Consider the following 24,377-nt stretch of genomic DNA (forward strand, 5'->3'; position numbering starts at 1 on the left):
AGGAATTGCGTAGATCCGTTTAGGTCGTCCTTAATTGCTGGGTGTTAGCCCCTTCCCATGAAGACGCTGGTTATCTTTGGTACCCGCCCTGAGGCGATCAAGCTGTTCCCGGTCGTGCGCGCGCTCCAGGCGCAACCTGCGCTGCAGGTGCGCACGTGCGTGACGGCGCAGCACCGCGGCCTGCTGGATCAGGTTCTGGCGATCGCCGGCCTCGCGCCGGACATCGACCTTGATCTGATGGAGCCGGGCCAGACGCTCGATCGCCTGACCGCACGGCTGCTGACCGGCATCGGCGAGGTGCTGGATCGGGAGCGTCCTGATCGGGTCATCGTCCAGGGAGATACGGCCACCGCCATGTGCGGCGCGCTTGCGGCCTATTATCGCAAGATGCCGGTCGCGCATGTCGAGGCAGGGCTGCGGTCCGGCGACATCTACCATCCCTGGCCGGAGGAGGTGAACCGTCGGATCGTGGCGCCGATCGCCGATCTCCACTTCGCCCCCACGCAGACGGCGGCCGAGGCTCTGGCGCGTGAAAACGTCCGTGCGGGCGTGCATGTGACCGGCAATACCGTGATCGACGCGCTGCACTGGACGCGCGACCGGATCGCCGCCGATCCCAGCCTCGCGCAGGATCTGGACGATGTCGCCGCACGCTTCGCCGGCAAGCGCATCGTTCTGGTCACGACCCACCGCCGCGAGAATTTTGGGGACGGCATGGCGTCGATCGCGCGCGCGATCGCCCGCATCGGCGCGCGGCCGGATGTGGCCGTGCTCTTCCCGATGCATCCCAATCCGAACGTCGCTTCCGTCATGGATGCCGTGCTTGGTGAGCGGGCGAACGTCGCCCGCATCGATCCGCTCGATTATCCGCATTTCATCCGTGCGCTCGGCATGTGCGATCTCGCGCTCACCGATTCCGGTGGCGTGCAGGAAGAAGCGCCGGCTCTGGGCAAACCCGTGCTGGTGATGCGCGACACCACGGAGCGGCCGGAAGGCGTTGCCGCCGGCACCGCCCGGCTGATCGGCGCGGATGAAGACCGGATCGTTTCCGAAGTCTTCACGCTTCTGGATGACAAGCCCGCCTATGCCGCGATGGCGCGTGCCCATAATCCCTTCGGGGACGGCCAGGCGAGTGAACGGATCGCAAGGATCATCGCTGATGAAATCAGATAATGAACTGAACGTCGTTGTCCTCGGCCTCGGCTATATCGGGCTGCCGACGGCGGCGGTGATCGCGCGCACGGGCGCAAAGGTGCTCGGGATCGATGTCCACCAGTCGGTGGTGGACACGATCAACTCGGGCCGTGTGCATATCGAGGAAGTCGATCTCGATGGTCTGGTCTCCGGCGTGGTGGCGCGCGGCCATCTGCGCGCCTCCACCGCCATCGAGACCGCCGATGTGTTTGTCATCGCGGTGCCCACGCCGTTTGCGGACGATCGCTCGCCCGACATCGCTTATGTGCTTGAAGCCGCAACCAGCCTCGCCCCGGTTCTGAAGACGGGCGATACGGTGATCCTCGAATCGACTTCTCCCGTGGGCACGACCGAAAAGGTGCGCGACCTGCTCGCCCGCCTCCGCCCGGATCTGCGCGCGCCCGGTCTTGGCGAGGGTGCGGATTATGCGGTGGCCTATTGTCCGGAACGCGTGCTGCCGGGTCGCATCCTCGTTGAACTGATCGATAATGATCGGGTGATCGGCGGCATCACCCCGCGTTGCGCGCGCAAGGCGCTGACCTTCTACCGCCGGTTCGTTCGCGGCGCCTGCGTCACCACCAATGCGCGTGCGGCGGAGATGACGAAGCTGACGGAGAACGCTTTTCGCGACGTCAACATCGCCTTCGCCAACGAACTGAGCCTCGTCGCCGAGACCATGGGCGTGGACGTGTGGGAGGTGATCCGCCTCGCCAACCGCCACCCGCGGGTGAACATCCTTCAGCCCGGCCCCGGCGTTGGCGGTCATTGTATCGCCGTCGACCCGTGGTTCCTCGTCGCGGCCGACCCGGCGAACACGCCGCTGATCCGCACTGCGCGTGAGGTAAATGACGGCAAGACCGACCATGTGATCGCGCGCGCCGCCGCCATGATCGAGGGGAACCCGGGCGTTCCGGTCGCCTGCCTGGGCCTGGCCTTCAAGGCGAACATCGATGATTTTCGCGAAAGCCCGGCGCTGAAGGTCGCCACTGCGCTCGCGGCACGGTTCGGCAATCGCATTCGGATTGTCGAGCCTTATGCGGCGCAGCTTCCCGCCGCCCTGGCCACGACGGGTGCGACGCTGATCGACATCGATACCGCGATTGAACGCTGCCCCGTGATGATCGTGCTCGTCGATCACGACGTGTTCCGCTCCGTCCCGCTGGAGGAGCGTGACGGCAAACAGGTGCTCGACACGCGGGGCATCTGGCCCGATCAGCCGCAGCCCCGCGCATCCAGCCCGCTGCGCATGACCGGTTGACCGGCCGGCAGTTGTTGCGGGTGACCGCCTCCTTGGATAGAGGCTCCGCTCTTCCTAATATATCGGCCGCTTATGCTTTCGCGCCTTTTCACGCGCCGTCGTCCCGAACCGATCCAGGCGGAATTGCCTGAGGGCCGGCGCATCTATGCGATCGGGGATATCCACGGCCGGCTGGACCTGCTCGAACAACTGCTGGCTCTCATCGAACAGGATGATGCCGCACGCGGTCGGGCTCGGACCGGGCTCATCTTTCTTGGTGATCTGGTGGATCGCGGCCCGGATTCGGCCGGCGTCGTGGAACGCGTCCGCCGCTTGTGTGTCGAACGCCCCGACACACGCTGTCTCAGCGGCAATCACGAGGAAATCTTCCTCGGCGCGCATGAGGGGAATGGCGAGTTGGTCCGCCTGTTGCTGCGGGCCGGCGGCTTTGAGACGCTGCTCAGCTATGGGCTGGGTGCGGACGAGATCGAGCAGGCGAATATCGCTGAGCTTGCCGAGATGATCGAGCGCGCCGTGCCCGCCGAGCATGTGGTGTTCCTGCGATCGCTCGACGATTATCTGCTGGAGGGCGATTATCTGTTCGTCCACGCCGGCATCCGGCCCGGTGTGGCGGTGGAGCAACAATCGCCGCGCGACCTGCGCTGGATCCGCCAGCCGTTCCTCGATTTCGCGGGAAACCACGGCAAGCTGGTCGTGCATGGCCACACCATCACCGACGATGTGGTTCAGCGGGACAACAGAATCGGCATCGATACCGGTGCTTACCGGACAGGCCGACTCACCGCGCTGGGGCTGGAAGGTCGCGATCGATGGTTCCTTGACACCGCCGCTGACCGGCCGGAAGCTGTCGACTGATCGAAAATCGCGTTGAATTGTTGCAACACAGCGGGAAATTGGCCAACACCTACCACTCTAGTGCGCTATATCCGTTGCGTTGCGATGCGATCTCTGTCAGATCGGCGCAACGGACAAAAAAGGGAGTTCGTGATGAAGCTTCGTAACTATTTTGCGGCCGTTGCCGCTGCCTCGCTGGCGGCTGCTCCCGCCGTTGCCGCTCCGGCCTCGACCGCCAAGGTCGCTCGCGCCAGCGCTCCGGTTGCTCAGGGTGAGCAGGCTGCTGGCGGCGGCGTGATCGTTGCCGTTCTGGCGGCTGCTGCCGTGATCGCCGGCATCGTCATCATCGCCGATTCGGACGATGAAGCCGACAGCAACTGAGCTCCCGCTCTGTTGAAGAGAATAGCGGCCTTCGGGCCGCTATTTTTTTGCCTGCTTGATGCGACCCCGCCATCGTACCGAGCGGCGTTCCCCAGGATCTTGCCCCTGATCCGCAGATGGGCTCAACAAGCCGCGTCAGAAAACCGGCTGGTCCATCCGACCGCTGCGCGCCCTCTTCCGCCAGAACCGCATCCGCTCCGTAACCGCGAACGTCAGCCGAGCCGATCGTCAGCGCGCGGTTGAACGCGGGGCACCTCTTCCCGCCTGCGCAATGCCTGCGGAACTGCGACGCTAAACCAGCGCCAACCATCATGTGAGGAAATCGAGGCGCGCGGACGCCGGAAGGGTCGCGGCTCACACCTTGCCACGGCCAGGCGGCTGCGGCGCGGAAGCACCAACCGAAAAGCGCCGGCTCGGGAAGTTGGCGGGGAAGGTCGCCCTTCCCCGCCGTTCAATCGTCAGTTGCTGTCCGAATCGTCATCATCATCGTCGCTATCGACGACGAGATAGATGCCGCCTGCCACGATCGCCGCCGCCAGGATGCCCGCGACCACGCCGCCGTTCGCCACCTTCTCCGACGAATCGACCGACGCTGCTGCTCGCGTGGACTGAGCCAGCGCTGGCTTTGCAGCCGTGGCCGCCGTCGCCGCAACCGGCGTCAGGACAAGCGCACTTCCCGCCAGCCCCGTGAGTAACTTCGCAATCATTCCCTTTCTCCCGTTCAGATACGCGCAGCGGTGCGACGCAACATAGGTAACCGCCAGCAACCAATAAGTGCTGACCGGCGTTTCAGTTCCGTAAATCGTTATGGCAATGTACCGATTTTTGCGCGCGTGCGGCACAAAGGAAACAGACCTTCCCGGCCGCCCCCTTCAGAGCTGCCCATAGATCTGTCGCAAGCATAAGCGCTGCGCTTCAGCGATGCTGAAATCAAAAGCCGGAGCTGCTGAACGTAAGGGACGAACGCAAGTCGTCCTGGCAATCACCATGTTGACGGCCAATGCCAGCAAACACTTAGCGAAAGCTGGCGCACCCGACAGGATTCGAACCTGTGGCCTCTGCCTTCGGAGGGCAGCGCTCTATCCAGCTGAGCTACGGGTGCCGGAAAGGAGCGCCTAGCAGCGGTCGGCGGCGGGCGCCAGCGGTTTTACGCAGGTCGCCTTACTTGGCGAGTTCGACCGGCTGGAACGGCGCCAGCCCGCAGCTTGCGCCGCGCATGGGCGGGTTTACGCTGAACACGGTGATGATGTCCTGCGCGCACAATTGGCTGAGCGACGTGGCGTAGCTGAACCGTCGTTCGAACCCGAGCTGGGGGCAGGAGTTCGGCAGCGTGACGCGATAATAGCGGCCGCCGTTCACGCGAAAGTCGATGATCTGGTCGCTGCGTACCAGGCTTTCGCGAATGCTGCTGATCGGGATGCAGGTCTGCGGCGCGCCCGCGGGTGTTGCGGCGGGCACGGCGTTCCGATCCCGCGCGGCACCCGGCGCGGTGAGGGTCGCGATGGCGAGGGCAACCGGAAACAGGATACGCATCGACCTTCTCCTTCTGCCCTCGCCGTGGTCATTCCCCGGCGAAGGCGCTCTTCAGGCGGGAGAAGAAGCCCTGGCTCGCAGGACATTCATCCCCCGTCTCCGTCTCGCGGAACTCCTCCAGCAAGGCACGCTGACGGGTGGACAGCCGCGTTGGCGTTTCAACGTCGATCTGCACCACCAGATCCCCGAAGCCCCTGCCCTGCAGCACCGGCATGCCGGCGCCGCGCTGGCGCAGCTGCTTGCCGGACTGGATGCCAGCCGGGATGCGCAGTTCATGGTTCCGCCCGTCCAGCCCCGGGATGGTAAGCGATCCGCCGAGCGCGGCGGTGGTGAAGCTGATCGGCGCGCGCGCGAACAGCGTAGTCCCCTCGCGCTCGAACAGGCTGTGCCGCTTCACGTGAAGGAAGATATAAAGGTCGCCGGCCGGCGCACCGCGCGCACCAGCCTCGCCCTCGCCGGTCATGCGCACGCGGGTCCCTTCGTCCACCCCCGGCGGGATCTCGACGCTCAGCGTCTTGGTACGCTCGATCCGGCCATCCCCGCGGCAGTCCGGGCAGGGGTCGTCAATCACCTGACCGGAGCCGTTGCAGACCGGACAAGCGCGCTCCACGACGAAAAAGCCCTGCTGTGCCCGCACCTTGCCGTGCCCGGCGCAGGTGTTGCAGGTGTGCGGATGGCTACCGGCACGCGCGCCTGAACCGTGGCACGTGTCGCAGGCGGCCGTCACATCGACCGTGATCTCCGCGGATTTGCCGTGAAAGGCCTCCTCCAGCGTGATCTCCATGTCGTACCGCAGATCGGCGCCGCGGCGCACCTGCTGGCGACCGCCCGGGCGGCCACCCATGAATTCGCCAAAGACGCTCTCGAAAATGTCGGAGAAGCCGGAGAAATCCGCATGGCCGTTGCCTGCGCCGCCACCGCCGTTGCGAAAGGCGGCATGGCCGTAGCGGTCATAGGCCGCGCGCTTCTGCGGATCCTTCAGGCAGTCATAAGCCTCGCTGACCGCCTTGAACTTGGCTTCAGAATCCTTGCACCCGGCATTCTTGTCCGGGTGATACTTCATCGCCAGCTTGCGGTATGCGGACTTGATCGTCCCGGCATCGGCCGAACGCTCGACCTCCAGCAGTTCGTAGAAATCAACTTCGGTCATGCGGACCTCATAGCCCTCTCCCCTCCGGGAAGAGGGTTGAGAGAAGGGCAGTCATCGGCCGTTCCGACCTGCCCCTCTCCCGCCTTCACTTCGTTCGGCTGCCCTCTCCCCGGTGGGAAGAGGGCGAACCCATTACGCCTTCTGATTGTCGTCAACTTCCGAGAACTCGGCGTCGACCACATCATCTTCCTTCGGCGCATCGGTGCCGGCATCGGCGTTCGGGGAAGCCTCAGCCTGCTGCTGCTTCTCGTAGATCGCCTGTCCCAGCTTCATCGCGACCTGCGCCAGCGCCTGGCTCTTCTCGTTCATCGCCTCGGGATCACCACCCTCGACCGCCGCCTTGGCGGCATCGATCGCGGCCTGGATCTCGCCCTTCAGCGCCTCGTCCACCTTGTCGCCATTGTCGGCAAGCTGGCGCTCGGTGGTGTGGATCAGCGATTCGGCGTTGTTCTTCGCCTCGGCACCAGCCTTGCGCTTCTTGTCCTCCTCGGCGAACTGCTCGGCTTCCTGCACCATCTTCTCGATGTCGGCATCCGACAGACCGCCCGATGCCTGAATGCGGATCTGCTGCTCCTTGCCGGTGCCCTTGTCCTTGGCCGACACGTTCACGATGCCGTTGGCGTCGATGTCGAACGTCACCTCGATCTGCGGCACGCCGCGCGGTGCCGGCGGGATGCCGACGAGATCGAACTGGCCGAGCATCTTGTTGTCGGCCGCCATCTCGCGCTCGCCCTGGAACACGCGGATCGTCACCGCCTGCTGATTGTCATCGGCAGTCGAATAGGTCTGCGACTTCTTGGTCGGGATCGTGGTGTTGCGATCGATCATGCGGGTGAACACGCCGCCCAGCGTTTCGATGCCCAGCGACAGCGGCGTCACGTCGAGCAGCAGCACGTCCTTGACGTCGCCCTGCAGCACGCCCGCCTGGATCGCCGCGCCCATCGCCACGACTTCGTCCGGGTTCACGCCGGTGTGCGGCTCCTTGCCGAAGAAGTTCTTCACCGCTTCGCGCACCTTGGGCATGCGCGTCATGCCACCGACGAGCACCACTTCGCTGATGTCGCTGGCCTTAACGCCCGCATCGGCAAGCGCCTTCTTCATCGGCTCGATCGTGCGCTTGATCAGGTCATCGACCAGACGCTCCAGGTCGGCGCGGCTGATCGTCTTGACGAGGTGCTTCGGGCCATTCTGGTCGGCGGTGATGAACGGCAGGTTCACCTCGGTCGAGGCGGCCGACGACAGCTCGATCTTCGCCTTCTCGGCTGCTTCCTTCAGGCGCTGCAGCGCGAGCTTGTCCTTGGTGAGGTCGATGCCCTCATCCTTCTTGAAGCCCTCTGCCAGGTAATCGACCAGCTTGTTGTCGAAGTCTTCGCCACCCAGGAAGGTATCGCCGTTGGTGGCCTTCACCTCGAACACGCCGTCCCCGATCTCCAGGATCGAAACGTCGAAGGTGCCGCCGCCAAGGTCATAGACCGCGATGGTCTTGCCGTCCTGCTTCTCCAGGCCATAGGCGAGCGCCGCCGCCGTCGGCTCGTTGATGATACGCAGCACTTCAAGGCCCGCGATCTGGCCGGCATCCTTGGTCGCCTGGCGCTGCGCGTCGTTGAAATACGCCGGCACGGTGATCACCGCCTGCGTGACCGTCTCGCCAAGATAGCTCTCGGCGGTTTCCTTCATCTTCTGCAGCGTGAAGGCGCTGATCTGCGACGGGCTGTAATCCTTGCCGCCGGCCTGCACCCAGGCGTCGCCATTGGCGCCGCGCACGATGTGATACGGGACGAGCTCGGTATCCTTCTTGGTGATCGGATCGTCGAAGCGGCGGCCGATCAGGCGCTTCACCGCGAAGATGGTGTTGTCGCCGTTCGTCACCGCCTGCCGCTTGGCCGGCTGGCCGACCAGCCGCTCGCCATCCTTGGCGAAGGCGACGATCGACGGCGTGGTGCGCGCGCCTTCCGCATTCTCGATCACCTTGGGCTTGCCGCCCTCCATCACTGCGACGCAGCTGTTGGTGGTGCCAAGATCAATACCGATAACTTTTGCCATGAGTGCTCTTCTAGCCCCTGCTCAAACAAAAAACCTGCCGCTTCGCCCCGTTACGGCGACGGAACAGCGTTGACGAAGCGCGATATAGGTGCCGGTTCCCACGCCGCAAGGCACCTCCCCAGCTTGCCGCCGGAGACGGCGCGGCGTAGCGATCCGGCATCGTTTCGCCTGGGAGAAGCCCTTGTTCCGCACTGCCGCCGCGCTCGCCATTGCCGCTGCCGCCCTCACTGGATGTGCGCCCGAGCCGCAATTGTCCATCAGCGATGCCTGGGTGCGCCTTGCCGCGGTCGACGGGCGGCCCGCGGCCGGCTATTTCACCGTCAATGGCGGGCCGGCGGCGGCAACGCTGGTCAGCGTCCGGACGGATCTTGCCCTGCGTACCGAGCTTCACGAAAGCATGGCGGCGGCGGGCGGCGGCATGACGATGGACGCGATCGATCAGGTGCCCGTTCCCGCACGCGGTGAGGTGCGGTTCGCGCCCGGCGGCAAACATGCCATGCTGTTCGGCGTGAACCCTCAGGTGAAGCCGGGCACTTCGCTTACCCTCACCTTCACCTTTGCCGATTCGACCCGGATACAGCACAAGGCACGCGTCATCGCCGCGGGGGATCAGGCACCGTCTGTCGACTGATCGCCGATGGCGGCTGTACCGGCATCGCTGTGCAATCGCCGGGTCAGATCACTGGTCCGTAACCTTTGCGCGGCATCACTTTTGCGATGATCAAGCTTGCGACATGGCAGAACCGGGTGAGACGCCGGGTGGAAGGGCGCAGCCCCCGGCAGATCGCCGCGCTGACCCTCAAGACGCTCCGCCATGCCGCCCGCAGCTTCAGCCCCGCGGCGGCGCGGGCGCGGCGCGCGGATCAGGCGTTCGACCGGCGCTGGGGAACGGACACGGGCGGGACGATGAACCTGTCCGCGCTGAACGTCGCGCGCGATCGTGCGCTGCTCGGCTTCGGCTATCAGGCCAGCAATGGCGTCGCGTTGACGGAGGCGATGGCCATCGCCGCGGTCGACCCGGCGCGCTTCGCTTTCGTCGACTACGGCTCGGGCAAGGGCCGGGTCGTCATGATTGCCGCAAGACTGGGCTTCGCGCGCGCCATTGGCGTTGAGTTCGCGCCCGAGCTTCACACGGTTGCGCTCGCCAACGCGGATCGCTTCACGGCCGTCAGTGGCGCGCCGATCCGCTGCGACATGGTGCTGGGCGACGCCGGCAGCTTCGACCCACCGCCTGGCCCCTTCTTCGCCTATATCTACAACAGCTTCGGCCCGGTGATCCTGCGCGAAGTGCTGGCCAGGCTGGAACAGCGCGCCGGTGCCGGCGATCCCGTGTTCGCGCTTTACGTCAATCCGCGCCACCGCGAGGCGTTCGAAGACAACGGCTGCTGGCACGTCCTGACCGATCGTGGCGATTGGGTGCTCTACCGCCTCGCCGCCACCGCTGGCTGAAGCGCGCAGGGCGCTGGACCGGCGCGCCGAACTGCCTACCTTGGCGGCGATGACCATCCGGCGCCTCACCGATGGCGAGAAGCAACTCGCCCGCTCCATCTACGGCGATGCCATCGATCTGGAGCAGGTTGAGGTCTGCCACCACCGATGGTGGCCGCTCCAGCCGCGCCATGTCGTGATGGCGCCGCGCGGTCGCATCCACTTCCACCCCCACGGCGGCCTGTACCGCGACGATTTCGCCGCCGCGCCGCTTAGCGAGCAGGGCCTGTTCATCCACGAGATGTGTCACGTCTGGCAGCACCAGCGCGGCATCTTCCTGCCGCTCGCGCGCCATCCCTTCTGCCGCTACCATTACAGCGTGGTGCCCGGGTGGCCGCTCAAGCGCTATGGCATCGAACAGCAGGCGGAGATCGTCCGCCACGCCTTCCTGCTGCGCGCCGGCGCGCGCGTCGTCGGCGCGCCCGACCTTTCGACCTACGAGAGCATCCTGCCCTTCAGCCGCTGCTGAGCGGAACTCAAGGAGCAGCCGCGGCTTTCCCTTTCCGACGCGTGATCGGGGAGCAGGACCAATGAACAGGCGCAACGCGGCGATCGCAGGCGGCATCGTGGCCGGGATCGTGACCACGGCGGCGATGTGGGCGGGGCGGCGCAGCGGCGTGCTCGGCAAGACGCTCGATCGCGACGCGGTCGACTGGATCGACCGCACCACCGGCTCGCGCGAGGTGATCGGCGACGCCGGCACCAGCATGGTGGAGTTCGCCAATCACCTCGGCGCGTCCGCAGCCTTCGGCGGCCTCTATGCGCAGGTTCGGCAATGGGCGCCAAATGTGCCCCCCGCCGCGCTCGGCGCGATGTTCGGCACCGCCCTTTACGTCATCAATATCGCCGGCATCGCGCCACTCCTCGGCATCACCGAGGGCGAGGTCGAGGCCGGCCCGCGCAAGGCGTCCGAACGCTGGGCGCTTCACGTGCTCCAGTCGGTCGTCACCGCGCTCGTCGCCGAACGGCTGACGAGCGAGGGAGACCAGGCGACCACCTGACGCGCGGCGGCTGGTCCGCTCGCTCGTCAGCTCACTTCATCAGCACCAGCTCTTCCGCCATGGTCGGGTGCAGCGCCACCGTTGAATCGAACTGCGCCTTGGTCAGCCCGGCCTTCACGCATACCGCCGCCGCCTGGATGATCTCGGGGCAATCCGGCCCGATCATGTGGATGCCCACCACCCGGTCCGTCTCGGCATCGCACACCATCTTGTACAGCGATCGCTCGTCGCGGCCCGCCAGCACGTTCTTCATCGGCCGGAAGTCGGACGAATAGATCCGCACGGAGCCCAGCTTCTGCCGCGCCTCGCTCTCCGTCATGCCGACGCCGGCGATCGGCGGGTGGCTGAAGCACGCCGCCGGCACGCAATCATAGTCCACCGATGCGCCGCCCTTGCCAAACAGGTTGTCGGCGAACGCCTGCCCCTCGCGGATCGCCACCGGCGTCAGCTGGATGCGGTTGGTCACGTCGCCGACGGCATGGATCGACGGGCAAGTGGAGCAATTGTCGTCGTTCACCGGCACCGCACCCTTGGCGTCAACCTCCACGCCGGCACTCTCAAGGCCGAGCCCGTCGGTGTTGGGCACCCGGCCGGTCGCGTACATCACGCAATCCACCACCACGGGTTCGTGCCCCGTCATGTGCACTTCCAGACAGCCGTCCTCGCGCTTCTCGATCTTCTCGAAGGTCGCGTCGAAGCGGAATTCCAGTCCCTTCATCATGCTGATCTGGAGCAGCCGATCACGGATCTGCAGGTCATAGCCGCGCAGGATGTCCTTGGTCCGGTTCATGATGATGACGTGCGCGCCAAGCTGGTGAAAAATGCCCGCGAACTCGTTGGCGATATAGCCGGCGCCCGCGATCAGCACGCGGCTGGGAATGGCATCCAGGTGAAACACCTCGTTGGAGGTGATGCCATGTTCGGAGCCGGGGAACTCCGGAACATGCGGCCGTGCGCCGGTGGCGACCAGGATGTGCTTGGCCGTCTTGGTCGTGCCGTCCGCCAGGGTCACTTCATTGGGGCCGGCGATCGTCGCGCGCTGGTGGATGATCTCGGCGCCGTTGGACTCCAGCGTCGTCGTGTACGCCTTGTTGATCCGGTCGACCTCCGCCAGCACATTTTCCTGCAGGCACTTCCAGTCGAACGCGCAATCGTCCGGCACGCGCCAGCCAAAGCGCTGCGCATCCTTCAGATCCTCCGCGAAATGCGCGCCATAGACGAGCAGCTTCTTGGGCACGCAGCCGCGGATCACACAGGTGCCGCCGACGCGATATTCCTCCGCCACCGCCACGCGCGCACCATGCGCCGCCGCCACCCGCGACGCCCGCGTGCCGCCGGAACCGGCACCGATGGTTAAAAGGTCGTAATCGAAATCGGGCATCAATTCACTCCACTGGCGTCGAGCGCAGATATGAGCCCGAGGTGCTGGACGAAAGGATCGAAATCCCGATCACTGTAAAGCAGCGGGATACGATCAAGAATGCAGCGCGTGGCGATCAGCGTGTCGATCGTCTTGCGCGGGGTGATGCCGAGCGCGCGGAGCGCGCGAAAATTACGAGCGGCTTCAACAGCCACGATGTCATCGACGATCGCCAGAGCTGCAAACTCTCCGGTCAGCCGCAACAATTGGCGAAATTCACCATCGTGACGGCAGCCCTGCAACACCTCGGTTCGCACCAGATCGCCGACGAGCACTTCGCCAACCCCGATGCGCAGCGCCAACTCATCAACTTGACGCGTCGGTGCGCCGCGGAAGAAGTCGATCCAGACGCTGCTGTCGACGAGGATCAATCGACACGCATCGCTTCGAGATCACCTGACCATTCGAGCTTCCCCCGCAGCTTAAGCATCTCCCGCTGGCGCATGATCTGGACATATCGACGCAGCGCCTCTTCGACGGTCTCGCGCTTGGTCTTGGTCCCGAGTGCCTTCATCGCCTCGGCCATCAGTTCGTCATCGATCTCGATATTGGTCCGCATGTGTATGACTCCGAAGAGTCATACACATAGCGTCTGCGCCCGCTCTATTCCAGCCCGGCGCGCCGGATCAGGTCGGTGGTGGAGGGGTCGAAGTCGCCGCCACCCTTCGCTGCCGCCTTCGCCATTTCCTTGCCCAGCTCCACGCCGAACTGGTCGAAAGAATTGATCCCCAGCAGAACCCCGTTCACGAACACGCGATGCTCGTAAAAGGCGATCAGCGCGCCCAGCGTGCGTGCGTCCAGCACATCGAGCAGGATGGTCGAGGACGGTCGGTCGCCGGTATAGGCGCGCGCCGGATCGTCCGGGTTCGCCCGCCCCTTCATCAGCGCCGCACCTTGCGCAAATGCGTTGAGCAGCAACTGGCGATGATGCTCCTCCGCCAGCGTATCACCAGCCTCGATCACTGCGAGGAACTCGACCGGAACCAGATGCGTACCCTGATGCAGCAACTGGAACACGGCATGTTGCGCATCGGTCCCCACCCCGCCCCAGGTGATCGGCGCGGTCGGCCGGCCGACCGGCTTGCCGTCCACCGTCACGCCCTTGCCGTTCGACTCCATCTCGAGCTGCTGGAGATAGCTTGGCAGCAGGCGCAGCCGCTCGTCATAGGCGAAGGGCGCGCGTGTCTCGCATCCGCGCACCTGTGTGTAATAAAGGTCGGCAAAGGCCGCGAGCACCGGCGCATTCTCGTGCAACGCGGACAGGCGGAAATGGCGATCCATCTCCGCCGCCCCTTCCAGAAGCTCGGCGAACTGGTCCCAGCCCAGCTTGATCGCAGCCGGAAAGCCGATCGACGACCACAAGGAATAGCGGCCGCCCACGCCTTCGGAAAACGGCAGGATGCGCGTCTCGTCCACGCCCCATTCGATCGCCTTTTCCGGCGATGCGGTCAGCGCGATGACGCGGCCATAGGGATCCTCGACGCCATTTTCCTGCATCCAGCCAATCGCGCTGTCCGCGTTCATCATGGTCTCGGTGGTGGTGAACGTCTTGGATGCGACCACCAGCAGCGTCGCCGACGGATCGAAACGGTCGAACACATCCTCCAGCGCGACCCCGTCCACATTGGATACGATCGCCACGTCATAACGCTCGCTGTCCCGTCCCAGCGCATCGACCAGAAGGTCGGGGCCAAGCGCCGATCCGCCGATGCCGACATGCAGCACGTGGCGCACCGGGCCGAACGCCTCGGCTTCGATCGCATCGATCAGCATCCGCATACGGGCATGATATTCCGCCGCGCGCTGCACGCTTTCGGCCTTGCCTTCGCCCCGCTCGGCGGTGTGCTCCACCGGGCGATCCTCGGTCACATTGACATGCGCCCCGCCGAACATCGCATCCCGCTTGCCAGCCAGGTCCGCTTCCTTCGCCAGCTTCTCGAACGCGGCAACGGCGTCGCGCGTCAGGTGCGTCTTGGAAAAATCGAAATGGATACCGGACACGTCGAGCGACAGCTTCGCCAGCCGCTCGGGATCGTCGGCGAATAGCTGCTCCAGCCGGATCTGCGGAAGTGCCTCGATCGTCGACCAATCCGTCATTCTCACTTCTCCACGGTTCGAAGCCGGGCCGTTGCGCCCCGATTGTTACGCCTCCGCGTTAACACGGAACGCGTCCTTAACTACAAGTGTGACACGAACAGGAACACAGGGGTGATCGTTCCAGCGGCTTGACGCGCCGCACGGCATCGGCAACGCCGCCAGCATGGCCGAAACCACTCCCGCCAAGCCCGTGACCAGCGCTGCAAAGCCGCGGTCGGAAGCCAGCGACACGCTTCGCTTCCTTCTGAAGCTCGCGCTGATCGTATGGCTGTTCCGCAGCTTTGTCTTTGCGCCCTTCTCGATCCCGTCGGAATCGATGTTGCCGCGCCTCCTGATCGGTGACTACCTCTTCATTTCCAAATGGAACTACGGCTATTCGCGCTGGTCCATGCCGTTCGGCGTGCCGCCGGTTTCCGGGCGCCTGTTCGGCAGCGTGCCCGCCCGCGGCGATACCGTGGTTTTCCGGTCCAAGGGAGAGGACGACCATGACGTGATCAAACGCGTGATCGGCCTGCCGGGCGACACGATCCAGATGCGCCGGGGCCAGTTGTTCCTGAACGGCCAGGCGATCGCGAAACAGCGGATTGCCGATTTCGTGGTGCCACTCTCGCCCAATTTCGATGAGCGCCACTGCGACGCCACGTTCATCGCCCCCACGCCGCAGGGCGCCACCTGCCGCATTCCGCGCTTCCGCGAAACGTTGCCGGGTGGCCGCAGCTATGAGGTGCTGGATCAGCGGTACATTCCCGACGCGGATGACACGCAGGTCTTCACCGTGCCGGCAGGTCACGTGTTCCTGATGGGCGATAATCGCGACGATTCCGCCGACAGCCGCTTCCCCTCTGCCGAAGAGGCGCTGCCGGGCCAGGCGCAGGGCATGGGCTTCATCCCGCTCGATCGTGTGCAGGGCAAGGCCGTGATCATCTTCTGGTCGACGGACGGCTCCGCCAGCTGGCTGCTGCCCTGGACCTGGTTCACCGCCGCCCGCTGGGATCGGATCGGAGGCGGTTTTGACTGATCTTGCCGCTTGGGTTGAACGCACCTTTGATCACGCGCCACAGGATCTGCCGACTTGGGAACGCGCGCTCACCCACGCCAGCCGCGGCGACGCGCATTATGAGCGGCTCGAATTCCTGGGCGATCGCGTGCTCGGTCTTTCCATGGCGGAATGGCTGTTCGACACCTTCCCCGATGAGCCGGAAGGCGCCCTGTCCAAACGGCTGAACGCGCTGGTCACGGGCGCCGTCTGCGCAGACATTGCCCGCGCGATCGGCGTCCCTGCGCACCTGCGGCTCGGCAAGCAGGCGCGCGACGATGGCGCGAGCGACAGCGACAATATCCTGGGCGATGTGATCGAGGCGCTGCTCGGCGCGCTTTACCGCGAAGGCGGCCTTGATCCCGCTCGCGCCGCCGTGCGCCGCTTGTGGGCGGATCGCATTCACGCCGGCTCGGCCGCGCCGCAGCATCCCAAGTCCGCGCTGCAGGAATGGGCCGCCGCCAACAATCGCAAGCCGCCCGTCTATGAGGTGGTCGATCGCTCCGGCCCCGGCCATGCCCCGCGCTTCACGGTAAAGGCCGCCATTCCCAAACTCGCCGAAAGCGAGGCGCAGGGCAGCAGCAAGCAGGAGGCCGAAACCGCCGCTGCCGAGGCATTGCTGCGCGAAGTCCGGGTCGCGCCGGCCAAAAAGACGCGCAAGAAATGATGCTGGCCAGCACTTAAGTGTCCGCGGCCGATTTTATCCGGTAAAAGGCCGCTCGTGATCCGCAGACATCCACCCCGCGGCCAAATCGCTCCGCTTCTCACCGTCATTTTCTTGCGCCGGTCGGTTTCAACCGCGCGCGCCTCGATAAAGGAATTCGCATGACCCGCTGCGGCCTCGTCGCCGTTCTCGGCGCGCCCAACGCCGGAAAGTCCACGCTCGTCAACGCGCTGGTCGGCCAGAAGGTCGCCATCGTCAGCCCCAAGGCACAAACCACCCGCACGCGCCTGCTCGGCGTCGCGATGGAGGGCGATGCGCAACTCCTGCTCGTCGACACACCCGGCATCTTCGACCCCAAACGCCGCCTCGATCGCGCCATGGTCGCCGCTGCCTGGGGCGGGACCGAGGGCGCCGATGTGCTGGCGTTCGTGGTGGATGCCAAGGGTGGTCTAGGCCCCAAGGTCACTGACATCGCGGAGCAGATCGCGGCTCGGCCGGAGCCCAAGCTACTTATCCTGAACAAGGTCGATGTCGCTGATAAACCGAAGCTTTTGGTTCACGCGGAAAAGCTGAATGCGCTCGTCCCGTTTACGGCGACCTATTTCGTCAGCGCCTCGACGGGCGACGGACTTCCTGAACTGAAGCGTGCGATCGCTGCGGCGATGCCCGAGGGGCCGTGGCATTTTCCCGAAGACCAGGTTTCCGACGCAAGCGAACGGATGCTCGCCGCCGAAGTCACCCGGGAGCAGCTATACCTGCAGCTGCACGCCGAGCTTCCCTATGCCGCGACCGTCGAGACCGAAAAGTTCGTCGATCGCGCGGACGGTGCCGCGGAAATTCACCAGCAGATCCTCGTCGAGCGGCCTACCCAAAGGGCCATCGTGCTCGGCAAGGGTGGCACGCGGATCAAGGAAATCGGTGCCCGCGCCCGCGCCGAACTGGCCGTTCTGCTTGATCGCCCGGTGCACCTGTATCTTCACGTCAAGGTGAAGCCGGGCTGGGACGAGGACCGCGGGGTTTATCGGGATATCGGGCTCGACTGGGTGGACTGAACGGATTGGCGAACCGGCCAAAGTCGCTCGCCAACCTCCTGATTAGTCCGCCAAAGTCTCGTCCACCCATGCCGGCACGAGCTCGGTCGCGGGACCTAGCCGGCTCTGCGCAAACCAGCCGCTGCCGGCGGACCGGTCAAGGTTGAGCTCCAGCGTCTCCGCTCCGAAACGGCGCGCGAGTTGCACGAAACCCGCCGCCGGATAGACTGCCCCAGACGTCCCGATCGAAACGAACAGGTCGCATCCGGCCAGCGCTTCCTCGATCCGCTCCATGCCATAGGGAACCTCGCCGAAGAACACGATGTCTGGACGCAGCGCAGGTTGCTTGCACATGGCGCAAGGCTGACCCGGGGGCATCGGATCGGGCCACGGCGCCCGCGCCTCGCACGCCGCGCACAGGGCAGAGTTCAATTCGCCATGCATATGTAGCAGCCGGCGCGCGCCTGCGCGTTCGTGCAGATCATCGACGTTCTGGGTCACAATCAGCAGGTCGCCGCTCCAGCTGCGGTCAAGCCGGGCCAGCGCCTGATGCGCGGCATTGGGCTGAACCGCCGCCAAGGCCGCGCGCCGCATGTCGTAAAAGCGATGGACGAGCACCGGATCGGCCGCGAGCGCCTCCGGCGTACACACGTCCTCGACCCGGTGGTATTTCGGAACAAGGTCGTCTTCGTAAACCTCCCAATAGGTTTCGCCGCCCTTGGTGCGGAAGGTCGGCACGCCTGACTCAGCGGAGATACCTGCGCCGGTGAGGATGACGATGTTCGAGTGCTTGCTCATCCGGTTGGTATATCCGATCAGGTCAGCATGATGGACAGAGACTTGGCCCGTATTGTCATCGGCTCAGCGTTCCGAGCCTCCCGGGAACTCACGGAGCTTGTGCCTCTCCTGAAAGAGCATGATGACCAAAGCGAGGATCTGCGGCTCGGGCTTGCTTCCGCTATCGCAGAGATCGGGCAGGCCGTGCTGAACCCGCTGTTTGAAGCGTTTCCGGACATGGAAGCGGAAACTGACAACCTGATTGAGCGCTACGGTCGAGCGATCTAATCGTCAGGGGCAAGCGTCGATAATTGTTTATCGGAAGGCCACTCCTCCTCAACCCGGTGACCTTCCCACAAGCCACCCGGGCCACGGAATGTGGAAAGGCCGCTTACCGCCGAAATTCCTGCGCCGGTCAGGATCACAATGCTGTGCACATCGTTCATGTCACCAGCCAATAGTTCATGGCGGGACGACATGCGACATTGATGCATGTCAACCTCTCGACGCCCGTGGTGTCGGGCGGTATCGGGGCGTGGAACAAGCATCAAGGGAAGCACATGACCGCGATCGGCATCTACGGAAGCGCGGGACGGATGGGTCGCGTCATCGCTACCATTGCCGCGGACGAGGGCGCGTCGATTGCCGGCGGCGTGGACGCCCGCGAGGATCCCGTTCCCCTGGCGCATGACTCTGACGTTCTTGTGGATTTCTCGACACCTGCCGCGCTGGAGGCGCATCTGGCCGCGGCGGTGGATGCAGGGACGCCCATCGTGATCGGCACCACAGGCCTCAGCGCGACGCACCACACGCTGATCAACCGCGCAGCGGAGACGATCGCCGTGCTGCAAACCGGGAACACCTCCTTGGGGGTCACCCTGCTCGGCATTCTGGTGCAGCAGGCAGCGCAGCGGCTCGGCCCGGAATGGGACATTGAGATTGTCGAGATGCATCATCGGCACAAGGTGGACGCACCTTCGGGCACGGCGTTGCTCTTGGGCGAGGCGGCCGCTCGGGGTCGAAATACGACGCTGAATGAAGAGCGCGTCGACGGCCGGGCGGGGCTTGTCGGGGCGCGCACGGAAGGCACGATCGGCTTTTCCTCACTGCGCGGCGGCACGGTGATCGGCGATCATCAGGTGGTTTTCGCCGGCGAAGGCGAGCGGATTGAGCTTGGCCATCGCGGTGAGGATCGCTCGATCTTCGCTCGCGGCGCGGTCAAGGCTGCAATGTGGCTCGCGGGCCGGCCAGCCGGGCGCTATGGCATGGCGGAGGTTCTTGGCTTTTGAAAAAGGCCGACGTTTTCGAGTTCTTCCGCCGTCTTGCCGAGGCCAACCCGCATCCCGAAACCGAGCTTGAGTCGGGCAACACCTACCAGTTGCTCGTTGCCGTCGTTCTATCAGCCCAGGCGACCGACGCCGGCGTGAACAAGGCAACGCGCCGTCTCTTCGCCGAAGTGAAGACCCCGGCACAGATGCTGGCGCTGGGCGAAGACGGGCTGAAGCAGCACATCAAGACCATCGGGCTGTTCAACAGCAAGGCAAAGAACGTCATCGCCCTGAGCCAGGCGCTGATGGATCAATATGGCGGCGAAGTGCCGGCCGATCGCTCGGCTCTGGAGCAGCTTGCCGGTGTCGGACGCAAGACCGCCAATGTCGTAATGAACGTGGCGTTCGGTGCGGAGACATTTGCCGTCGACACCCACATATTCCGGGTCGGCAATCGCACCGGGCTCGCTCGCGGGAAGACGCCGTTAGCGGTGGAGCTGAAGCTGGAGAAGGCGGTGCCACAGCCGTTCCGCCTACACGCGCACCACTGGCTGATCCTGCACGGCCGCTACATCTGCAAGGCGCGGACGCCGGAATGCTGGCGTTGTCCGGTAATCGACCTTTGCGCCTTTAAGCCGAAGACCTCGCCGCCTGCCACGAAGAAGAGTGCGCCGGCGGCCGGTTAGCACATGCTGCTACCGCCACCGAACGCCCTTTCTCAGCCGCGCCGCGTCCTCTTGCGCAGGCGTCAGGATGCGAACGCGGCCTTCATCCGCTTGCGTAGCTGGTTGGGCATGAAACGACGGGCAAAGTTCGCCTGCCGCCCGGCTTTCCCGACGATATATTCCCGATCTCGGCCGTGCGTCGCCTGCCAGACAACGTCTGCCGCTTCCGTCACCGTATAGACCGGCGATTGCCCAATCGCGTCCCTGATGGTCCGGTTCGTTCCCGATGATCCGGCGTCGAGGATCGGTGTCTCGACAAAGAACGGCATGACGCATGCGACATCGATGCCGTGGCGCGTGAACTCGGCGTCGAGCGCCTCGGACAGGCCGCGCACGGCATGTTTGGTCGCCGAATAGACCGCTAGGCCAGGTGATCCGACGATCCCGGCAACCGACGCGACATTCACCAACCGACCGCGCGTCGCTTTCAGATAGTCCAGCGCCGCATAGGCGCCGTTGATCACCCCCTTCACGTTGATGTCGACCTGCAGATCCGACTCTTCGGGGCTCACTTCCTCGAACATGCCGTAACGGGCGATTCCAGCATTGTTCAGGAGCACGTCGATCTGGCCGGCATGGGCGGCGAAGCTTTCCAGCGCGCGCGCCCATTCGGCACGATCGCGCACGTCCAGGCGGACCGTGAAGGCAGCCAGTTCCTCGCCGACCCGGCGCATTCCGATCTCATCGATATCGCCGATGCCGACGGTCCAGCCCTCGCGCGCAAACCGCCGTGCGGCAGCCAGCCCAATGCCGGACGCGCCGCCTGTGATGAAGATCGACCTGCCCATATATCCTCTCCCGTGATGGACCGGCAGTAACAAGGCATCTCACGTGCCTTCATCCCCGGCCGGTCCGTTGATCCGTCAGCCTGCGCGCACCTCGCGAAATGGGATGGTGCGATCCACCTCCGGCTCCTTCGGCAAGCCCAGCACCCGCTCACCGATGATGTTGCGCTGGATCTGATCCGTGCCACCACCAATGGAGGTGAAATAGGCGTTCAGCGTCAGGAAGTTCGCATCTTCCGCGCGCGGATGATCGGGACCTTCCAGCAGACTTTCCGGTCCGAGCAACATGGTGCGCACGCGCGCTTCCTCATGAAGGATACGGCTCATCGCCAATTTGCCCAGCGACATGATCGAAGACGACGTGCCCTGCGCCAGTTCGGCCTTCGCGCGGGCCGTATTCAGCTTGTTCAGCACGCGCCACGCGATCGCCTGCGCCACATCCTGCCGCACCACCGGGTCACCAAGCCGCCCTGCCTCGCGCGCCAGGCCGAGTAGCGAATAATCGCCCTTCGGCCCCTCCGCGCCCGATCGTGGCCCGCGCGCACCGTCACCCATCACTGAACGCTCATAGGCAAGCGCGGTCTGCAGCACGCCCCAGCCGCCGTTCAGCGGTCCAAGCAGATTCTCTTCAGGGATGAAGGCATGGTCGATGAACACCTCGTTGAAGTGTGCCTCATCGGTGATCTGGCGTAACGGGCGGACCTCCACCCCCTCCTGCTTCATCGGCAAGAAGAAAAAGCTGATGCCGCGATGCTTCGGCACGTCCCAATCGGTGCGCGCGATCAGCATGCCATAATCGGCGACCCGCGCGCCGCTGGTCCACACCTTCTGCCCGGTGACGCGCCAGCCGCCCTCGACCCTGTCGGCACGCGTGCGCACCGCCGCAAGATCCGATCCTGCGCCGGGTTCGGAGTAGAGCAGGCACATGCCCACTTCGCCAGCCAGCAGCTGCGGCACGATCGTCCGCTTGAAGCTGTCGGTGGCGTGGGCAAGTGCCGTGTTCGCCCACAGGTTGGACCGGTCCTGGCCGGCCCCCGGGGCGCCGACCGCCGCAAAGGCACGCTCCACGATCTTCGCCTGATCGTTTGAAAGCCCGCGCCCGTACCATTCGTTTGCCCAACGCGGCACGGCCCAGCCAGCATCCCGCACTTTCGCCAGCCACTCGCTGCGCGGATCGCGGCCGAAGCTCTCATGATGCGCCGGTACGCCCTTCCAGTGCTCGGCCAGCCATGCCTCGACCTCGGCCCGGAGCTGTTCGTCGGTCATGCTCATGCCTGCGCCTCCAGCGCCCCGATATATGCTTCGCGCCAAACGGTGCTGTCGCCGAACAGCTGCGCGCCGGATCGGGCACGACGCAGATAGAGATGCGCCGGATGCTCCCAGGTAAAGGCAATCCCGCCGTGCATCTGGATACCGTCCTTCGCCACGCGCACGAATGCATCGGCACAGGCGAACGCCGCCAGCGCCACGGCAGCATCAGCTGTTGGTGTATCATCAGCCAGCTGACGCGCCGCATCGCGCGCGGCGGAAGTAGCGGACTCGCTCTCCAGCAGCAGGTCGGCCGCCATATGCTTGATCGCCTGGAAACTGCCGATCGCACGGCCGAACTGGTGGCGATCCGTGGCATAGGCCACGGCAAGCTCCAGCATACGCCGCGCGCCGCCAGCCTGCTCGCCGGCTAGGGCGACGATCCCGAGATCATGCGCCGCCTTGATCCGGCTGGCGTCGCCGATCCGCCGCGCCGGCCCGCGGAAGGAAACATCAGCCATGCGCCGTGTGCGGTCGAACACCGGCAGCGGCGTGAAGTCCGCATGTTCACGCTCCACTGCGAAGATGCCCTGATCGGCCGCGACAAGGATGGTGTCGGCAATCGCCGCGTCAGGCACGAAGCGCGCCGTGCCGGTGACGCACTCGCCCTCAATGCGAACGGCACTTCGGCCAGTCCAGTCGAAACGGTCGAGAAAAGCGACGGCGGCGATCTGCGACCCGTCGGCCAATCCGGGCAGGTCCGGTGCCAGCATGGTGGCGATCACCGTCGAGAGCAAAGGCGCGGGCAGCAAGGCCGCGCCCGCCTCTTCCATCACGAGGCCAAGCTCGACCGGCCCCAATCCTGCGCCGCCTGCGCTTTCCGGCGCGATCAGCCCGACGACGCCAAGATCCGCCAGCGATTGCCAGAGCGCCGGATCATGGCCGCTCTCGCTGTCCATGATCCGGCGGACATCCGCTTCCGTGCAGCGGTCAGCGAGCAAGCGCCGCATGCTATCGACCAGCGCAGCCCGGTCATCCGCGTCGAGCGTACGTGCCGATACGGAAGGGCGGACCAACGTGTCGGTCACGCCGCCTGCCTTCCAGTCTGTGCCTGGGCGCGGCGCTCGCCCTTGGCGACCTCCTTGTGCAGATCCGCGACATAGCGCGCGAAATCGACCTGGATCGTATGCCGCTGCGACTTGTAATAGTCGCCCAGTTCGCGGTCCTCGTCCTCCTTCGTGATCCGCTGCATTTCATCGACTGACGGCAGCGCGTAGCGACCGGTCATGAACCCGGCGACCAGCTTGGACTGCTGCTCCGCGAAATTGACCAGCGTCGGCAACGGCTGGGCCAGCCCCATGAAGAACAAGTCATCGATCCCTGGGATCACCATCCGCTTGAACAACGGGAAGCGATTTTGCGTGTCGGGCAGCAACCTGGGATCGTCGAAGAAGGGAAAGCTGATCTTGTACCCGGTGGCATAGATGATCGCGTCGACCGCCTCGACACTGTCATCCTCGAAGCGGACGCGCGTTCCCTCCAGCGCCTTGATGTTAGGCTTGAACTTGATGTCGCCGCAGCTTGCCCGCGTAAGAAACTCGCCGGAGACGCTGGGGTGGGCGTCAAGCGGCTCATGGTCCGGCTTGGGCAGACCGTAATCTTCCATTCGTCCGACCAGCTTCTTCACCGCCCGCCGCGCCAGCGCCTTGCCGATCTTTCGCGGAATCCAGGTTGGCATCGCCGATTTGTCCATCGGCTTGCCCCCCGCCATCTTGGGCAGCACCCACACGCCCCGCCGGGCAGAAACCCACAAGTTCTTCGCCAGGTGCCGCTGCGACAGCTCGCTGGCAACATCCATGGCGGAATTGCCCATGCCGACAACCACCACGTTCTTGCCTCGGAGATCCACGGGATCGTACGGATCGCGATAGCTGTGAACATGATAATGCGGGTTGTCGAACGTGCCGGGGTAGCTTGGCACATTGGGATCCCAATGGTGACCGTTGCAGACGAACAGCGTCTCATATTCGCGCGTCTCGCCAGTCGACAGCGTGATGAGCCATCCGCCGCCCGCCAGACGCTCCGCCCTTTTCACCTCGGTGTTGAAGGTGATCAGCGGGCGCAGCCCGAAATGGTCGACGTAATCGCGAAAATACTGCCAGAGCTGCGCGTGGCTGGGAAAGTCGGGCCAGTTCGCGGGGACGGGATAATCCTCGAACGCCAGCCGCCACTTGGACGTGTCGATATGCAGCGATTGGTAACAAGCCGACTTGCCGTTCGGGTTTTTATAGTACCAGTTTCCGCCGACATCGTCCGACATCTCGAAGCAATCGAACGAGATGCCTTCATCCTTCAGCCGCTTTGCGGTTGTGAAGCCCGAGCAGCCCGCCCCGATGATGCAGGCGCGTTTCCTCTCCGCCATGTCCCTCTCCCCGGCTGCCTCT

Annotated in this window: 27 protein-coding genes and 1 tRNA gene; 14 read left to right on the forward strand and 14 right to left on the reverse strand. The window is 64.9% G+C overall.

What is annotated here, in order from left to right; genetic code table 11:
• The first annotated feature begins 57 nt into the window (after positions 1–57).
• From wecB to BMX36_RS06550, 4 genes are all read left to right on the forward strand, one after another.
• The gene (gene wecB, locus BMX36_RS06535; RefSeq protein WP_093064059.1) at positions 58–1,173 is read left to right on the forward strand and encodes a non-hydrolyzing UDP-N-acetylglucosamine 2-epimerase; all 1,116 of its coding nucleotides are present in this window, start codon (positions 58–60) and stop codon (positions 1,171–1,173) included.
• Positions 1,160–2,452, forward strand: a complete 1,293-nt coding sequence (wecC, locus tag BMX36_RS06540; protein ID WP_066776323.1) for a UDP-N-acetyl-D-mannosamine dehydrogenase — start codon at positions 1,160–1,162, stop codon at positions 2,450–2,452. Before wecB ends, wecC begins: the two co-directional genes overlap by 14 nt.
• A gap of 72 nt (positions 2,453–2,524) precedes the next feature.
• Positions 2,525–3,307: a metallophosphoesterase family protein gene (locus BMX36_RS06545; protein WP_093064060.1), complete on the forward strand. Its 783-nt coding sequence runs from the start codon at positions 2,525–2,527 to the stop codon at positions 3,305–3,307.
• Positions 3,308–3,439: 132 nt separating this feature from the next.
• Entirely contained in the window at positions 3,440–3,667 is a 228-nt protein-coding gene (locus BMX36_RS06550) for a hypothetical protein (RefSeq protein ID WP_066776319.1), read from the forward strand.
• Positions 3,668–4,125: 458 nt separating this feature from the next.
• Here BMX36_RS06550 and BMX36_RS06555 read toward each other — a convergent pair whose 3' ends face one another.
• From BMX36_RS06555 to dnaK, 5 genes are all read right to left on the reverse strand, one after another.
• Entirely contained in the window at positions 4,126–4,374 is a 249-nt protein-coding gene (locus BMX36_RS06555; RefSeq protein WP_066776317.1) for a hypothetical protein, read from the reverse strand.
• A 318-nt stretch (positions 4,375–4,692) separates the two neighbouring features.
• Positions 4,693–4,769: transfer RNA gene (locus BMX36_RS06560), tRNA-Arg, on the reverse strand.
• 59 nt (positions 4,770–4,828) lie between these two features.
• Entirely contained in the window at positions 4,829–5,200 is a 372-nt protein-coding gene (locus BMX36_RS06565; RefSeq protein ID WP_093064061.1) for a hypothetical protein, read from the reverse strand.
• A 28-nt stretch (positions 5,201–5,228) separates the two neighbouring features.
• The gene (gene dnaJ, locus BMX36_RS06570) at positions 5,229–6,350 is read right to left on the reverse strand and encodes a molecular chaperone DnaJ (protein ID WP_066779677.1); all 1,122 of its coding nucleotides are present in this window, start codon (positions 6,348–6,350) and stop codon (positions 5,229–5,231) included.
• A 132-nt stretch (positions 6,351–6,482) separates the two neighbouring features.
• Positions 6,483–8,393 carry a molecular chaperone DnaK gene (gene dnaK, locus BMX36_RS06575; protein ID WP_093064062.1) on the reverse strand — a complete coding sequence of 637 codons (1,911 nt, stop codon included), beginning with the start codon at positions 8,391–8,393 and terminating at the stop codon, positions 6,483–6,485.
• Positions 8,394–8,574: 181 nt separating this feature from the next.
• On the opposite strand from dnaK, the gene BMX36_RS06580 reads away from it, so the two are divergent.
• The 4 genes from BMX36_RS06580 to BMX36_RS06595 all read left to right on the forward strand — a co-directional run bounded on the left by BMX36_RS06580 (position 8,575) and on the right by BMX36_RS06595 (position 10,882).
• Positions 8,575–9,024, forward strand: coding sequence for a copper chaperone PCu(A)C (locus BMX36_RS06580; protein WP_093064063.1), 450 nt, complete (start codon positions 8,575–8,577; stop codon positions 9,022–9,024).
• Positions 9,025–9,110: 86 nt separating this feature from the next.
• A complete protein-coding gene (locus BMX36_RS06585; protein WP_143058523.1) occupies positions 9,111–9,842 on the forward strand; it encodes a class I SAM-dependent methyltransferase in 732 nt (243 codons plus the stop codon).
• A 49-nt stretch (positions 9,843–9,891) separates the two neighbouring features.
• The gene (locus BMX36_RS06590) at positions 9,892–10,350 is read left to right on the forward strand and encodes a vgr related protein (RefSeq protein ID WP_093064065.1); all 459 of its coding nucleotides are present in this window, start codon (positions 9,892–9,894) and stop codon (positions 10,348–10,350) included.
• Between the two features lie 61 nt (positions 10,351–10,411).
• Positions 10,412–10,882, forward strand: a complete 471-nt coding sequence (locus BMX36_RS06595; protein WP_093064066.1) for a hypothetical protein — start codon at positions 10,412–10,414, stop codon at positions 10,880–10,882.
• Between the two features lie 31 nt (positions 10,883–10,913).
• Here BMX36_RS06595 and gorA read toward each other — a convergent pair whose 3' ends face one another.
• From gorA to pgi, 4 genes are read right to left on the reverse strand one after another with little or no spacing between them, the layout of a single operon-like run.
• Entirely contained in the window at positions 10,914–12,263 is a 1,350-nt protein-coding gene (gene gorA / locus BMX36_RS06600) for a glutathione-disulfide reductase (protein WP_093064067.1), read from the reverse strand.
• On the reverse strand, positions 12,263–12,673 hold the full coding sequence (locus tag BMX36_RS06605; RefSeq protein WP_093064068.1) for a type II toxin-antitoxin system VapC family toxin: 411 nt from the start codon (positions 12,671–12,673) through the stop codon (positions 12,263–12,265). The genes gorA and BMX36_RS06605 overlap by 1 nt, the downstream gene beginning before the upstream one ends.
• The gene (locus BMX36_RS06610; protein ID WP_093064069.1) at positions 12,670–12,861 is read right to left on the reverse strand and encodes a type II toxin-antitoxin system VapB family antitoxin; all 192 of its coding nucleotides are present in this window, start codon (positions 12,859–12,861) and stop codon (positions 12,670–12,672) included. Before BMX36_RS06610 ends, BMX36_RS06605 begins: the two co-directional genes overlap by 4 nt.
• Before the next feature lie 44 nt (positions 12,862–12,905).
• The gene (gene pgi, locus BMX36_RS06615) at positions 12,906–14,399 is read right to left on the reverse strand and encodes a glucose-6-phosphate isomerase (protein ID WP_093064070.1); all 1,494 of its coding nucleotides are present in this window, start codon (positions 14,397–14,399) and stop codon (positions 12,906–12,908) included.
• 163 nt (positions 14,400–14,562) lie between these two features.
• Between pgi and lepB the strand changes: the two genes are divergently transcribed.
• From lepB to era, 3 genes are all read left to right on the forward strand, one after another.
• Positions 14,563–15,417: a signal peptidase I gene (gene lepB, locus BMX36_RS06620; RefSeq protein ID WP_093064071.1), complete on the forward strand. Its 855-nt coding sequence runs from the start codon at positions 14,563–14,565 to the stop codon at positions 15,415–15,417.
• Complete coding sequence (rnc, locus tag BMX36_RS06625) at positions 15,410–16,102, forward strand: ribonuclease III (RefSeq protein WP_093064072.1); 693 nt, start codon at positions 15,410–15,412, stop codon at positions 16,100–16,102. Before lepB ends, rnc begins: the two co-directional genes overlap by 8 nt.
• A gap of 158 nt (positions 16,103–16,260) precedes the next feature.
• Positions 16,261–17,151 (forward strand): GTPase Era, encoded by an 891-nt coding sequence (gene era / locus BMX36_RS06630; RefSeq protein ID WP_066779774.1) that lies wholly within the window; start codon positions 16,261–16,263, stop codon positions 17,149–17,151.
• A 42-nt stretch (positions 17,152–17,193) separates the two neighbouring features.
• Here era and BMX36_RS06635 read toward each other — a convergent pair whose 3' ends face one another.
• On the reverse strand, positions 17,194–17,928 hold the full coding sequence (locus BMX36_RS06635; RefSeq protein ID WP_093064073.1) for an NAD-dependent deacylase: 735 nt from the start codon (positions 17,926–17,928) through the stop codon (positions 17,194–17,196).
• Positions 17,929–17,970: 42 nt separating this feature from the next.
• On the opposite strand from BMX36_RS06635, the gene BMX36_RS06640 reads away from it, so the two are divergent.
• From BMX36_RS06640 to nth, 3 genes are all read left to right on the forward strand, one after another.
• Positions 17,971–18,195, forward strand: coding sequence for a hypothetical protein (locus BMX36_RS06640; protein ID WP_218142140.1), 225 nt, complete (start codon positions 17,971–17,973; stop codon positions 18,193–18,195).
• Between the two features lie 272 nt (positions 18,196–18,467).
• Entirely contained in the window at positions 18,468–19,196 is a 729-nt protein-coding gene (gene dapB / locus BMX36_RS06650; RefSeq protein ID WP_066779776.1) for a 4-hydroxy-tetrahydrodipicolinate reductase, read from the forward strand.
• Complete coding sequence (nth, locus tag BMX36_RS06655; RefSeq protein ID WP_093064076.1) at positions 19,193–19,861, forward strand: endonuclease III; 669 nt, start codon at positions 19,193–19,195, stop codon at positions 19,859–19,861. The genes dapB and nth overlap by 4 nt, the downstream gene beginning before the upstream one ends.
• A gap of 62 nt (positions 19,862–19,923) precedes the next feature.
• On the opposite strand, the gene BMX36_RS06660 is transcribed toward nth, so the two are convergent.
• The 4 genes from BMX36_RS06660 to BMX36_RS06675 all read right to left on the reverse strand — a co-directional run bounded on the left by BMX36_RS06660 (position 19,924) and on the right by BMX36_RS06675 (position 24,355).
• Positions 19,924–20,688, reverse strand: coding sequence for an SDR family oxidoreductase (locus BMX36_RS06660; protein ID WP_093064077.1), 765 nt, complete (start codon positions 20,686–20,688; stop codon positions 19,924–19,926).
• Positions 20,689–20,763: 75 nt separating this feature from the next.
• Entirely contained in the window at positions 20,764–21,957 is a 1,194-nt protein-coding gene (locus tag BMX36_RS06665) for an acyl-CoA dehydrogenase family protein (protein ID WP_218142141.1), read from the reverse strand.
• On the reverse strand, positions 21,954–23,021 hold the full coding sequence (locus BMX36_RS06670) for an acyl-CoA dehydrogenase family protein (RefSeq protein WP_218142142.1): 1,068 nt from the start codon (positions 23,019–23,021) through the stop codon (positions 21,954–21,956). The genes BMX36_RS06665 and BMX36_RS06670 overlap by 4 nt, the downstream gene beginning before the upstream one ends.
• Positions 23,018–24,355: a flavin-containing monooxygenase gene (locus BMX36_RS06675; RefSeq protein WP_093064079.1), complete on the reverse strand. Its 1,338-nt coding sequence runs from the start codon at positions 24,353–24,355 to the stop codon at positions 23,018–23,020. Before BMX36_RS06675 ends, BMX36_RS06670 begins: the two co-directional genes overlap by 4 nt.
• Between the last annotated feature and the right edge of the window lie 22 nt (positions 24,356–24,377).

The sequence above is a fragment of the Sphingomonas sp. OV641 genome (assembly GCF_900109205.1).
Taxonomy (GTDB): Bacteria; Pseudomonadota; Alphaproteobacteria; order Sphingomonadales; family Sphingomonadaceae; genus Sphingomonas.

Coding starts and splice junctions, on each gene's coding strand:
- wecB (WP_093064059.1), top strand. CDS start 58: ATGAAGACGCTGGTTATCTTTGGTACCCGCCCTGAGGCGATCAAGCTG.
- wecC (WP_066776323.1), top strand. CDS start 1,160: ATGAAATCAGATAATGAACTGAACGTCGTTGTCCTCGGCCTCGGCTAT.
- BMX36_RS06545 (WP_093064060.1), top strand. CDS start 2,525: ATGCTTTCGCGCCTTTTCACGCGCCGTCGTCCCGAACCGATCCAGGCG.
- BMX36_RS06550 (WP_066776319.1), top strand. CDS start 3,440: ATGAAGCTTCGTAACTATTTTGCGGCCGTTGCCGCTGCCTCGCTGGCG.
- BMX36_RS06555 (WP_066776317.1), bottom strand. CDS start 4,374: ATGATTGCGAAGTTACTCACGGGGCTGGCGGGAAGTGCGCTTGTCCTG.
- BMX36_RS06565 (WP_093064061.1), bottom strand. CDS start 5,200: ATGCGTATCCTGTTTCCGGTTGCCCTCGCCATCGCGACCCTCACCGCG.
- dnaJ (WP_066779677.1), bottom strand. CDS start 6,350: ATGACCGAAGTTGATTTCTACGAACTGCTGGAGGTCGAGCGTTCGGCC.
- dnaK (WP_093064062.1), bottom strand. CDS start 8,393: ATGGCAAAAGTTATCGGTATTGATCTTGGCACCACCAACAGCTGCGTC.
- BMX36_RS06585 (WP_143058523.1), top strand. CDS start 9,111: ATGATCAAGCTTGCGACATGGCAGAACCGGGTGAGACGCCGGGTGGAA.
- BMX36_RS06590 (WP_093064065.1), top strand. CDS start 9,892: ATGACCATCCGGCGCCTCACCGATGGCGAGAAGCAACTCGCCCGCTCC.
- BMX36_RS06595 (WP_093064066.1), top strand. CDS start 10,412: ATGAACAGGCGCAACGCGGCGATCGCAGGCGGCATCGTGGCCGGGATC.
- gorA (WP_093064067.1), bottom strand. CDS start 12,263: ATGCCCGATTTCGATTACGACCTTTTAACCATCGGTGCCGGTTCCGGC.
- BMX36_RS06610 (WP_093064069.1), bottom strand. CDS start 12,861: ATGCGGACCAATATCGAGATCGATGACGAACTGATGGCCGAGGCGATG.
- pgi (WP_093064070.1), bottom strand. CDS start 14,399: ATGACGGATTGGTCGACGATCGAGGCACTTCCGCAGATCCGGCTGGAG.
- lepB (WP_093064071.1), top strand. CDS start 14,563: ATGGCCGAAACCACTCCCGCCAAGCCCGTGACCAGCGCTGCAAAGCCG.
- era (WP_066779774.1), top strand. CDS start 16,261: ATGACCCGCTGCGGCCTCGTCGCCGTTCTCGGCGCGCCCAACGCCGGA.
- BMX36_RS06635 (WP_093064073.1), bottom strand. CDS start 17,928: ATGAGCAAGCACTCGAACATCGTCATCCTCACCGGCGCAGGTATCTCC.
- dapB (WP_066779776.1), top strand. CDS start 18,468: ATGACCGCGATCGGCATCTACGGAAGCGCGGGACGGATGGGTCGCGTC.
- BMX36_RS06660 (WP_093064077.1), bottom strand. CDS start 20,688: ATGGGCAGGTCGATCTTCATCACAGGCGGCGCGTCCGGCATTGGGCTG.
- BMX36_RS06665 (WP_218142141.1), bottom strand. CDS start 21,957: ATGAGCATGACCGACGAACAGCTCCGGGCCGAGGTCGAGGCATGGCTG.
- BMX36_RS06675 (WP_093064079.1), bottom strand. CDS start 24,355: ATGGCGGAGAGGAAACGCGCCTGCATCATCGGGGCGGGCTGCTCGGGC.